Genomic DNA, 12,076 nt, shown 5'->3' with positions numbered 1-12,076 from the left:
GACATGCTACTTCGCGAGGTAGCTCTCGAGCGTCAACGGCTTCGGCTTCACCTGCGGCTCGCGGATCGCGACACCTTCGAACGGCGTCGCCTCCTCGAACCAGGCTTGCCGCGCGGGCAGGCCCCAGGGGAACGAGATCTTGTGGTCTGACGGATCCCAGCCGATCGGCTCGTTCTCGATATCCATGATCTGGTAGTGCGTGTTGAACAGCTCGACGCGGTGCCCATCGGGATCGCGCATGTAGACATACATCGCGTGCCCCGGCCCGTGCCGCCCGGGTCCGCGTTCGACGGCCGCGCCATAGCCGAGCTCGCCGGCGAGATCGCAGGCGTTCAGCAGGTGATGGACCTCGGGCGCGAGGAACGCGAAATGATGCAGCCGCGGCCCCGCGCCGTTGAAGAACACAATGTCGTGCGGATTGCCCTTGCGCTGCAGGAATACGCCGCGCAGATCGAACGTGCCCGCTGGCGCGATATACTCGCTGAGCCGAAAGCCGGCCGCGGTGTAGAACTCGCACGCCTTGCGCACGTCGGGCGTCAGCACCTGGTAATGATCGAGCCGCAGCGCCGAGCCGCCGGCATGGCGGGTGAATCGGGTGATCATGCGCGGCTCGACCGGCATGGTCGCACAGAACTCCAGCGGCGTGCCCGCCGGATCGGTCGCATGCAGCGTCCGGCCCTGGTGCGGCACCTCGGCCCAGGCGGCCTCGCAGCCTTGCGCTTCGAAGAAGCCCTTGAGCCGGTCAAGGTCACCGTCCTGGAACACCCGTAGGCCGAGCCGCGCGCAGACGGCGCGTTCGCCCTTGCGCAACACAAGGCTGTGATGACAGGCCTCCTCGACGCCGCGGAAATAGAGCGCATCGCCCTGCTCCGCGGTCAGGATCAGCCCGATCACATTTTCGTAGAACTGCCGGCTCGCCGCGAGGTCACGGACGGTCAGGACGACGTGGCTGGCCCGCGTGATCCGAAACCCGGGATCGTGGTTCGTGGTCGGCAAGCTCATGTGCACCTTCTGGTTTTGCCGGTCGCGGGAACCCAACTCATTGCGAAAAACCGGCAAGCGATCAAGCCGCGTGGGATTGGGCAAATCTCTGCCGGTCCGTGACCTCGCATCACGCATTTGTATCGATTTGTTAGCAATGCCTGCCGGCGGGAACCAAAACGTGAGCCCGCCGTGGCACGGTTCGTTCCAATAGTTCATAGTTTGTCAAAGGTTTGCAGAGAATTCTTCGTCCCTGCGCATGGTCAAACCACGCAGGCAATGTAGTGAGATGCGTATCGATCTCAGATCATATTTCGCGGCCTTGTTCGCGGGTGACCTCGCGGCCTTCGGCGCACCACCGACAGACGAAACGCTTGCCGGCCACATCCGCGCCGAGCAGGTTTCGCTCGTGCTCGGTTATTCCTTCGGCATCATGCTGGCCAACGCCTGCAACGCGCTGGTGCTCGCGGTTGCACTGTGGCAATCGCCAGATTGGGCCTTCGCGCTGGTGTGGGCGGCCGCCGTGAGCGGCGCGGCGCTGTTCTTCGGCATGCAGGTGCGCGCATCGCGCCGCATCGCCAAGCCGCAATTCGTGTCGCGCCGGACCATGTACCGGCTGGTGCGCAATGCGCTGGCGCTCGGTGCTGCCTGGGGCGTCGTCCCGGTCGCCTTCTTTGCGAACGCATCGAGCGGCGCGCAATTGGTGATCACGTGTCTCTGCGCCGGCATGCTGGCCGGCGGCGCCTTCGCCTTCTCCACGATCCCGATCGCCGCCATTGCCTTCACCGGGCCGATCTTCGTCGGCACCGCGATCTGCCTCGGCAGGGACGGCGACTTCATCTATCTCCTGATGGTCGTCCTCGTCCTGGTCTACGGCTCCGTGCTACTGCGCGGCGTGTTCGTCAATGCATTCGAGTTCAGGCGGCGGATCATCGCCCAGCACGAGGCCGAACGGACGGTGCGGCAGGATCCGTTGACGCATCTGCCGAACCGCGTCGCCTTCAACGAGGCGCTCAAAGGCGCGCTGAGCCGGCTGGAGCGCTCGGGCGAGGAATTCGCGGTGCTGCTGCTCGATCTCGATCGCCTCAAGGAGATCAACGACAGGTTCGGCCATCCGGCGGGCGACGAACTCCTGGTGCAGTTGGCAGCCCGGTTGCAGCGCTGCACGCGCGCGGCCGAACATGTCGCGCGGATCGGCGGCGACGAGTTCGCGCTGATCATGTCCAATTTGACGCGGCCCGAGGATGCGCTCGCGATCGCCGAGCGGTTCGTCGCGGCCTTTGCCGATCCGTTCCCGATCGACGGGTTCGAGATCACCAGCGCGATCAGCATCGGCATCGTGCTCGCGCCGCGGGACGGCAACACCTCCCACGATCTGCTCAAGCATGTCGACATCGCGCTCTACCGGGCGAAGAAATCCGGCCCCGGCACCATCTGCTTCTTCGAGGCCAGCGGCGACCAGTCGGCGCGCGACCGTCGCGCGCTGCAGCGCGACCTCGAACAGGCCATCGAGGCCGACCAGCTGTTTCTGGTCTACCAGCCGTTCCTCGACATCCGCCAAGGCCGCGTCACCGGCTTCGAGGCGCTGCTGCGCTGGCAGCATCCGACGCGCGGCCTGATTCCGCCAAGCGTCTTCATTCCGATCGCCGAGGAGAGCGGACTGATCCACCAGCTCGGCGAGTGGGTGATCCGCCGCGCCTGCGCGATGCTGTCGCGCTGGCCTGATGACATCAGGATCGCGGTGAATTTCTCCGCGGTCCAGTTCCAGAACGTCGGCATCCTGCAGACCATCGTCGAGGCGCTTGCCGAGGCCAATGTCGCGCCGAACCGGCTGGAGATCGAGATCACCGAATCGATGCTGATCTCGAAATATGGATCGGCGCCGGCGATCCTGAACGGGCTGCTCGAGCTCGGCCTGACGGTCGCGCTCGACGATTTCGGCACCGGCTTCTCGTCGCTGACCTATCTGCGCAAGCTGCCGTTCAGCCGCATCAAGATCGATCAATCCTTCATCCGGGACATGCTGACCCAGCCGGATTGCGCTGCGATCGTCAAATCGGTGATCGGCCTCGCGCAGGACCTGCAGATCGGCGTCGTGGCCGAAGGCGTCGAGACCGCGGATCAGCTCGAATATCTGCGCCAGACCAGTTGCGACGAGGTGCAGGGCTATTTGATCGGCCGGCCGATGTCGGGCAGCGATATCTCCGGGCTGCTCGATCACAATCCGCAGCACTCGGTGCACGCGGCGTAGCCCGGATCGAACGCCCGCGCAGCCCTCAGGGCGCGTCAGCGCGATGCAGGGTGTCCACCGTGATGGTGCCGCGGGCACGCGAAACGCACGCGCAGATCTTGCGGCTCTCCTGCTTCTGGTGATCGCTGAAGAAGACGTCGCGATGATCGATCTCGCCGTCGACATCGACCACGTCGAGCGCGCAGACGCCGCATTCGCCGCGCCGGCAGTCGCTCATCACCTCATGGCCGGCTTCGTTGAGCACGTCCAGCATCGAGCGGTCGCGCGGGATCACGAACTCGGTCCCCTCACCCCTGAGCCGCACGCGGAACGCCTCGGTCGGCAGCAGCCCGCTCGATCCAAAGGTCTCGTAACGCAGATCAATCATCGGACGGCCGGACGCCTCCCAGGCACGCCGCGCCGCATCGAGCATCCGCATCGGGCCGCAGAACAACGTCATCGTATCCTGCGGCAAGCCTGCGAAGACGCCGTCGAGGTCGAGCCGCCTGCCCTCGTCGCCGGCATAGACGATGAGGCGGTCGCCGAGCAGACGCGCGAGCGTATCGAGATAGGCCGCATCGCCGCGCGTGCGCGCGGCATAGTGCAATGTCACGCCGGCATCGCGGCGGACCAGCGCCTGCGCCGCGCCGACGATCGGCGTGATGCCGACGCCACCCGCGATCAGGCAGAAATGTCGCCGCGTCCAGTCGAGTTGCACCAGCGAGGTCGGCAGCGTGATGGTGAGCCGCGCCCCCGGCGCGAGCGACCACATATAGCGCGAGCCGCCGCGGGAATCCGGTGCGTGCCGCACCGCGATCCGGAAACCTTGCGGATCGACCTCGCCGACCAGCGAATAGGACCGCGTCTGCGGCTGGCCTTCGATGGTGACGCCGACATCGATGTGGCTGCCGACGGGATAAGGCGCGCCGGTGAAATCGTCCGGCCGCAGCAGGAATTCGCGGATGCCGGGCGTGAGGTCGCGCGTCGCAAGCAGCGTAGCTGATGTCCAGGTTTCAATGAATCGCATCGCGCGCTCCGTTCAGCCGGCCGTGACCAGCGCCAGCGCCGGCAGCAGATCAAGGTGAGTGCGGTTGCGCAGCGCCAGCCGCAGATTGCGCGCCGCAAGCCGGGCATGCTCGCGCATGATCGCTTCGGCGCGCGCGCCCTCGCGGTTCTCGATGGCGTCGACCACGACGCGATGATGGTCCTGCGCGATCAGCAGGATCTGGCGCGCCTCGGGCAAGGCCGATTGCGCCATCACGAAGCCGCTCGGCGAGGCGAATGGCAGCGCCGAGGCACGGTCGATCTGCCGGATCAGCGGCGGACTGCGCGACAGCTCGGTGAGCAGCGCGTGGAAGCGCGCATTGAGCGCGACATAGGACGAAAAGGCTTCGACCGAGATCGGATCCTGCCGCACCAGGCCGTCGATCTCGCTCAGGCATTCCTTCAGCGGCTCGAGATCGCGCGACGACACGCCGCGCTCGGCGGCAAAGCGCGCGGCAAGGCCCTCGAGCGTGCCGCGCAGCTCGATCGAATCGAGGATGTCACGTTCGGAGAATGCCTTGACCATGAAGCCGCCGGACGGAATCGCCTCCAGCAGGCCTTCCTCCTCCAGCCGGACCAGCGCCATCCGCACCGGCGTGCGCGACACCCCGGTGATCTCGACCGCCTGCAGTTCCGAGATGCGCTCGCCCGGTCGCAGCCGGCCCGAGAGAACCAGATCGCGCAGCGCGAGCTGCGCTCGCACGGTGTGCGACACTGAGCGATCGGCTTCGCGTTCCGCCATGGCCCGGCCTACTCCGCCGCTTGCAATTGCTGTGGCGGATTTTCCTTCGCCACCATGCGGTCGATGACGCGCCGCGCCCACATCGCGCCGGCGTCGATGTTGAGGTTGTAGAACACGCGGTCCGGATTCTCGTTCATCGCGCGCTGTTGCGCTTCCAGGATGATCTCGTCCTCGTGGAAGATGCCGGCGACGCCGTCGCGGATTTCGCTGGTCAGGCGCTGCTCGGTGATGCGGTGATTGCGGACGAAGGCCCAGAAGTAATGGCAGGTCTTCTCGGTCTCCGGCGTGATGGTGTTGAGCACATAGCCGTTGACGCCCTGCGAGCGATCACCCTCCGGCGCGCCCGATCCGGCCGGCGCGACGCCGACGTCGATGTTGACGGTGCACGGCGCCTCGAAGCGGATGATCTGCCAGCGATCGACCGGGCCCGGCTTCTGCAACTGCTTGGCCCAGAACGGCGGCGCCTCGATGCCCCTCATCCAGCGCGTTACGGTCACGGTCTTCTCGCCATGGGTGACGTCGAACGGCGCTTCGGCGACCGCATCATTGCCGATGCTCGAGCCGTGCACGAAGGTCTCGTGGGTCAGGTCCATCAGATTGTCGACCACGAGGCGGTAGTCGCATTTGACGTGAATGGTCTTGCCGTCGCCGGCCCAGGCCGGATCGTGATTCCAGTGCATGTCGGGCACCAGCGCGGGATCGGCCAGCGCGGGATCGCCCATCCAGAGCCAGATGAAACGATGGCGCTCCACGACCGGATAGGCGCGCACGCAGGCCGACGGATTGATCGTCTCCTGCGAAGGCATGAAGGTGCAGCGGCCCTGCGCATTGTATTTCAGGCCGTGATAGCCGCAGACCACGGTGTCGCCGTCGAGCCGGCCCTTGGAGAGCGGGACGAGGCGATGCCAGCAGGCATCCTCGAGCGCCACGGCCTCGCCGTCGCCCTTCCGGTACATCACGACATGCCTGCCGCAGATCGTCCGCGGCAACAGCGCGTGCTTGATCTCGGCATCCCAGCCGGCCGCGTACCACGCGTTCATTGGAAAGGGTTTTGGCATCGGTTGCCCTCTTGGGATCTCTTCGAATACTCTATGTATACATCGAACCATGTATTTAGCAAATTATGGTAATGAAATACCTAAACAGGATATTTCAGTATACACCATTGCGATATCAAGCAGCGGCGGGAGCTCTGCCGCCGCATTCCGCCGCGCCATCGGCACATCGCCCGGCGCTTTCGCGCCGGAGGTGCGGAGACTCACTGGTGATTGACGGATTCGCTGAACCAGCCGCGCCGGTGTGCGGATTAGGAGTTCGACGCCGCGCGGGTGGAGGCCGACTTGACGTCCTTGATGCTGACCACGACGGCGATGCGCTTGATGGTGCCGCTGCGATAGGCCTGCAGGAATTTGTCGTAGTGCTTGACCGAGATGCAGCCGTTGGAGTCGCCGTTCGGCCCGAGCATGTAGCTGTGGACGAGCAGGCCGACACGCCCGAACGTATCGCTGCCATCGACCGGGGTCATGCGCAGCGCGGGCACGCCGTGGAACAACTTCTCGCGCGGCTTCATCTCGTAGACGCCGGGCGGCGTCGCACCGGCGTTGCGGGCGGTCACATGCGACGGATCGTCGAGCAGATTGCCGAGCCCCGAATGCGCTTCGAACTTCGTGCCGTCGGGCATGTACACGATGCGGCCGGTGATGTCGTAGACCGCCGTGGTGCTGTCATAACCGAGCGCACCGAGATCGGGGCTCGGGCCGGACAACAAGCCATCATTCGGATCGATCGAGGCCAGCTGCAGCTTGCCCGGCATCATGTCGGCGATCTTCTGCAGGAACGTCCGGTTGTCGCCCTGCTGCACCGGCGCCTGCGGCGGCAGCGGCTGATCGTTGCGCGCCAGCAGATTGGCCTCGGCCGGCCGCGACCGCGGCATCGGCACAGTGGATGTCGCCGTGGTGGTCGCGGCGACGGACGCTGACGCCGGCTGGCTGGTCGGTAGCTCGGTCTGGGTGTCACGCAGCTGGCCGCCCAGCGCGTCCTCGATCTGACCGAACTCGGAATTGAAATCGCCGCGGCTCGAACGGAACCCGCGGCGCAGAGGATAATAGAGTGAAGCCGTGTTGATCGTGGAGCGAGCGCCGAAGCGATCGTCGAAATTCAACGAGGCGGTGGTGTTGGCGAGTGCCGGTCCATGCAGCCATGCGGTAGGGTCGATGCCGACCATCCAGGCGGCAAGGCCAGACGACAGGACGAGCGCGCTCACGGCGAACGCCGTGCTGCCCACCAGAGACACGCCGCGGTTCGACTTACGCGCGGCTGCTTTCGTCGTACGTTGACCCATCATCCCCAAGTCGGTGCTCTGGGGCCTGTTACCCGGCCCACGTTGGATTCACCGTTCGCTCATTATATCAGGGAATTAGAGTAAGGCATAATCGAGACGGAGCGGGCAACGACAGGATTTTTAAACGTTTTTCGGGTGGATAGTGCCCGAGAATCAGCGCCGGGAGGGCTGGAGAGGCCGAAAAAGTCCCGTTTCGGGACAATTTGGGCGACTCAGGCGATCTTTTCTTCCCGGAGGGTGAGCACCGGGACCGGCCTGCCGATGGCGTAACCCTGCGCGTAGTCGACCCCGATCTGGCGCAGCTCGTCCAGGATCGCGAGGCTCTCCACGAATTCGGCGACCACCTGCTTCTGCATGATCTTCGCGGTCTTGGTGATCATCTCGACCATCGCGCGATCGACCTTGCTGTTCAGGATCTCCTTCACGAACGAGCCGTCGATCTTGATGATGTCGACCGGCAGGTGCTTCAGATACGCGATCGAGGACATGCCGGTGCCGAAATCGTCGAGCGAGAAGCTGCAGCCGATCTCGCGCAGCCGCGCGATGAACGTCTGCGCCTCGTCGAGATTCGAGATGGCGCTGGTCTCGGTGATCTCGAAACACACCAATGCCGGCGAAACATCATGCTGCGCGAACAGTTCGGCGACGAAGTCGACGAAGTCGCCGTCCCCGATTGTGGCGCCGGAGAGATTGATGGCGTAGCTCGCAATCTTGCGCGGGTGGTGCTTGCGATCGGCGATGATCTCGAAGGCGCGGCGAACCACCCAGCGGTCGATCAGCGGCATCAGCCCGTAGCGTTCGGCCGCGGGCAGGAAGCTGCCGGGCGGCACCAGCGCACCGTTCTCGTCGCGCAGCCGCAGCAGTAGTTCTCGCCGCTCATTGCCCTTCAGCGCACCGTTGATCGGACGGATCTCCTGCTCGTAGAGGCAGAAGCGTCCCTCATCCAATCCCTTGCGGATGCGATTGACCCAGCTCATCTCGGCTACACGCACCGCCATGCCGGTATCGGACGGACGGTGTTCCTGGACGCGATTGCGTCCCTTGTCCTTGGCGAGGAAGCAGGCGACGTCGGCAAGCCGCAACGCATCCTGCACGCCGGCGCTGTCGGCAAGCGCGACCAGACCGATGCTCGCGCTGATCCGGAAGCTCGAGCCCTCATGGACGAAGCTCGACTGCTCGACCACCGCCCTGATCCGCTCCGCGACATCGGCAGCAACGTCGTGTGTGGCGGAGCCATCGTCACACAGCAGAATACCGAATTCGTCGCCGCCGAGACGCGCAACCAGCCCGCTGTCGCCGACCTCGGCGGCCAGCAGCTTCGCCACCTGCTTCAGCAGCCGGTCACCCGCCATGTGGCCGCAGGTGTCGTTGACGATCTTGAACTGGTCGAGGTCGATCAGCATCAGATCAGCGCCCACGACCGGCGAACCCGACATCGCCTTGTGCAGCTCGAACTCGAATTGCCGCCGGTTCGCAAGGCCGGTGAGCGCGTCATGAGACGCAGCCCACGCCAGTTCCTCGACCAGCCGCCGCTCGGCCGTCATGTCGTGAATGATCATGACGCGGCCGGCCGGCTCGCCGGCATGCACGATCGGGGTCTCGACCACCGAGACCGGCACGCTGGAATGATCCGGCCGCACCAGGAGCCGCTGCTGCGGCCGGCTTTCGTCGTCGCCATCGGCGCTCTGGAACGATCCCCGCACCGGCTGCTCCGCGATGCTGAACAGCGACGAAAGCTGCCATCCGGTCACGTCCAGCCCCAATGCGATCAGCCGCTGCGCGGCGCCGTTCATATAGCCGACGCAATCATCCTGCGTCGTCACGATCACCGCGTCGCCGATCGAGGCCAGCGTAAGCTGGGCGCGCTCCTTCTCGACGGCGAGCGCGGTCTCGGCGAGCCAGCGCCGCCACAGCATCCGCCGGGTGTGGAACAGCACGATGCCGGCAAGGCAGGCCGCGATCACGAGATTGACCAGCAGCAGCAGCGCGGAGACCTGGCGCGACGCCTTCCCCAAATGGTCGGAGAAATCGACGGCGAGCGTGCTCAGTGCGGCGTCGACTGCACCGATCCGCTCGGCCCAGTGCTTGATGGTCGCAGCCGAGGGATCATGCAGCGCGACGTCGTTGGCGGCCTCGTTCCTGATTTCGATCAGCTGATCGAGCAGCGCGTCCGAGTTCCGCCAAGCCGTCACCGCGCCGGCCACGTGATGCATCGTGCGGAAATATTTGAACAGCCAGATCAGGCCGCCGATGTCGTCGTCATGATTGCCCGCTTTGGCGAAGCCGGCTCGGGCCACGGCGTCGTTGTTGCCTGGCGCCTCCAGCGCGAGCCGCGCCGTGCGATCGGCCAGCGGCACCGCGATCGCGGCATCAAACTTCTGCAGATAGAGCGGCGCGCCGGTGCTGACATAGATCTGAAGGTCGTGAATGGCGTCCTTCTGCCCCTTCGACCACAGGCTCTCGCCCGCCACATAGGCGCGCACCGCGGACATCACCTGCAGGCTGCCGGCCGACAGACTGCCCAGCAGCAACACGATGGCGAGCAGAGGCCCGACCACCCGCCACAGTGACCAGCTTCGAAACGAAAAGAACATGCCTAATGCGCCCGACCCTGAAATGTCGGGTAAGCCTAGGAATGCCGGCTTAACCTCACGTTGCAAAACGCGATGAGTTTGAAACGACTTGGCTGTAACGGAATTGCGTCAAACTTTACGCAACTGCGGCGACGCTCAGGGACGCAATGTCGGCGACGTGTTCGGGGCCGGCGCCTGCTCCATTTCGGACTCTTCGGGCAGCTTGTCGGCATGGACGGCAAGCGGCGTGCCGATCCAGAGCGGATCGTCGCGATGATCGCGGCGCGGATTGGTCGTGTTGGGATGGACCAGGATGCTCAGGCTGCCGTGGTTCAGCATCAGCCACGGCACCAGGGTCGGAAACAGCTCGGCCGCAAACGCCACCTGATACATCGCCTGGTCGTGCGGGCCGACCTTGACGTCGTGCCAACGCCCGAGCGTGACCAGGAAACGCTCGCCCATCCAGTTGCGCAGGCGTTCGGCCTCGCCCCGGCTGGTTGTGGGGTCATAATAGACATGGGCGTGATAGCTCGCGATCTCGCCGACCGCCCTTGGCCCGTCCGTCATTTCGCCTCTCCTTCCGCGGCCGGTCACTTCCGCCGCAGCACACTGAACTGGAATGACTGCGTCGCGCCCCAGGGCGTGACGTGCCGATGCGCCTCACGCGCGATCAACTCGAATGCCGGACCGATGGTCCGGCTGAGCGTTGCGGGATCATAGCGCTGCACCGGCAGTCCGCTGCATTTTTCCGGACCGTCGAGTGCGAAGGTGCCGATCACGGCGTGGCCGCCTGCCTTGACGCCGCGATGCAGTCTCTCGAGATAGGCCGAGCGATCGCTCTCCGCGACGAGAAAATGAAACGCCGCACGATCGTGCCAGATGTCGAAAGCCTGCCATGGTAGCCAGACCGTCGCATCATCGGCAACCCAGCGCACCGCCGCGCTGGTCGCGCCGATCCGTTCCCGCGCGCTCGCCAGCGCAGCTTCGGAGAGATCGAGCACGGTCAGATCATGAAAGCCCCTCGCCAGCAGCGCATCGACGAGGCGCGAGGCCCCGCCGCCGATGTCGATGATCGACGCATCGCGGCCGGGCGCGACGGATTCGATCAAGCCCAGCGATGGCTGCGGATCGGCCTGCGACCAGCTCACCTGCTGCTCGCCCTTCGTCAGATAGACGGTCTGCCAATGCGATTGCCGGTCAGAAGCGGTCATGGCGATAGATCCCTGGAGCTGAGACAACAACCCGCATTGCGCATGATTAAAGCGCGATGAGATTGGGTTGAATCGGCCCGCCGCGAACTGGGTCCACCTCTCCCATTGGGAGAGGTCGGATTGCGAAGCGATCCGGGTGAGGGCTCTCGCTCTCTCGATCGACCGTAACCCCTCACCCGATTTGCTGCGCAAATCGACCTCTCCCAAGGGAGAGGTGATCCTTCGACGCTGTTCCAGTTCATCCTAATCTCATCATGCCTTAACCATGAGCTAGGCGCGGCGGTCTCCCGCGTCAACCGGCAGCAGCCGACACGCACGGCTGCGCAGCAGCAAATGCCGCATTTGCATCGCCGCATTTTCCATTTAACCTGAAGGCCAGGTTGAGATCGGGGCGTCCGGAGATGGCCAATTTCGGCTGGACACGCGGCAACGAGCCTGCACAGACGGACGACGCCGCCAGCGACTTGCGCGGCCTCACCGATCCATCGGCGTTTCTCGCCGCGCTCGACAAGGTGGTGCCGCGCTATCTCGATCTCGCCGACGATGGCGTGCTGGTCTATCCGGCTTGCAAGCGCAAGCCCGGCGACCTGCTCGGCGATAGCAGGGCGATCTGGGAGCACACCCGGCTCGAAGCGATGCGCTATGTCCCGATGGTGCCGCGGAAGGACACCTCGCTGCTGGTCGATCCGGCGCGCCAGGCCGAGATGATCGACGCCTTCCTGCGCCAGCGCGCGCATGACAACACCGTCGTCGATTTCACGGGCACCGCGATCGAGGACTACGGCATCGCGATCTATGCGGCGCTGAACTGGCTGAACCATTGCGGCGCCATCGTGGGTGCCGATCCGCAAAAATTCTCCGGCACGCTGCGCAGCTTCCGCAAGGTCATGGTCGTCGCCCGGCAGTGGTGGGCGCTCGACGGCGCCGCGGAGCGCTGCCGGCAGATGCTGGAGG

The 12,076-nt window shown here is 65.1% G+C and carries 10 protein-coding genes; 2 read left to right on the top strand and 8 right to left on the bottom strand.

What is annotated here, in order from left to right:
• Window positions 1–6: 6 nt before the first annotated feature.
• Entirely contained in the window at window positions 7–1,002 is a 996-nt protein-coding gene (locus tag H8B02_RS09810; RefSeq protein WP_229166066.1) for a VOC family protein, read from the bottom strand.
• A 268-nt stretch (window positions 1,003–1,270) separates the two neighbouring features.
• Between H8B02_RS09810 and H8B02_RS09805 the strand changes: the two genes are divergently transcribed.
• Entirely contained in the window at window positions 1,271–3,232 is a 1,962-nt protein-coding gene (locus H8B02_RS09805; RefSeq protein ID WP_229166065.1) for a putative bifunctional diguanylate cyclase/phosphodiesterase, read from the top strand.
• Between the two features lie 25 nt (window positions 3,233–3,257).
• Here H8B02_RS09805 and H8B02_RS09800 read toward each other — a convergent pair whose 3' ends face one another.
• The 7 genes from H8B02_RS09800 to H8B02_RS09770 form a co-directional block, all read right to left on the bottom strand.
• The gene (locus tag H8B02_RS09800; protein ID WP_229166064.1) at window positions 3,258–4,238 is read right to left on the bottom strand and encodes a PDR/VanB family oxidoreductase; all 981 of its coding nucleotides are present in this window, start codon (window positions 4,236–4,238) and stop codon (window positions 3,258–3,260) included.
• 12 nt (window positions 4,239–4,250) lie between these two features.
• On the bottom strand, window positions 4,251–4,997 hold the full coding sequence (locus H8B02_RS09795; protein WP_092124465.1) for a GntR family transcriptional regulator: 747 nt from the start codon (window positions 4,995–4,997) through the stop codon (window positions 4,251–4,253).
• Window positions 4,998–5,005: 8 nt separating this feature from the next.
• Window positions 5,006–6,055 carry an aromatic ring-hydroxylating dioxygenase subunit alpha gene (locus tag H8B02_RS09790; RefSeq protein ID WP_229166063.1) on the bottom strand — a complete coding sequence of 350 codons (1,050 nt, stop codon included), beginning with the start codon at window positions 6,053–6,055 and terminating at the stop codon, window positions 5,006–5,008.
• Window positions 6,056–6,303: 248 nt separating this feature from the next.
• On the bottom strand, window positions 6,304–7,260 hold the full coding sequence (locus H8B02_RS09785; RefSeq protein WP_229166062.1) for a DUF2778 domain-containing protein: 957 nt from the start codon (window positions 7,258–7,260) through the stop codon (window positions 6,304–6,306).
• Between the two features lie 290 nt (window positions 7,261–7,550).
• A complete protein-coding gene (locus H8B02_RS09780) occupies window positions 7,551–9,932 on the bottom strand; it encodes a putative bifunctional diguanylate cyclase/phosphodiesterase (RefSeq protein ID WP_229166061.1) in 2,382 nt (793 codons plus the stop codon).
• Window positions 9,933–10,067: 135 nt separating this feature from the next.
• Entirely contained in the window at window positions 10,068–10,478 is a 411-nt protein-coding gene (locus H8B02_RS09775) for a DOPA 4,5-dioxygenase family protein (RefSeq protein ID WP_229166060.1), read from the bottom strand.
• 23 nt (window positions 10,479–10,501) lie between these two features.
• Window positions 10,502–11,122 carry a class I SAM-dependent methyltransferase gene (locus H8B02_RS09770; protein WP_229166059.1) on the bottom strand — a complete coding sequence of 207 codons (621 nt, stop codon included), beginning with the start codon at window positions 11,120–11,122 and terminating at the stop codon, window positions 10,502–10,504.
• 401 nt (window positions 11,123–11,523) lie between these two features.
• Here H8B02_RS09770 and H8B02_RS09765 point away from each other — a divergent pair.
• A partial coding sequence (locus H8B02_RS09765) for a hypothetical protein (RefSeq protein ID WP_229166058.1) occupies window positions 11,524–12,076 on the top strand: 553 nt, incomplete at its 3' end.

The sequence above is a fragment of the Bradyrhizobium altum genome (genome assembly GCF_020889705.1).
GTDB classification, from domain to species: domain Bacteria; phylum Pseudomonadota; class Alphaproteobacteria; order Rhizobiales; family Xanthobacteraceae; genus Bradyrhizobium; species Bradyrhizobium altum.
The sequence above is the reverse complement of the archived record's forward strand: the minus strand, read 5'-3'. Positions and strand labels throughout refer to the sequence as shown.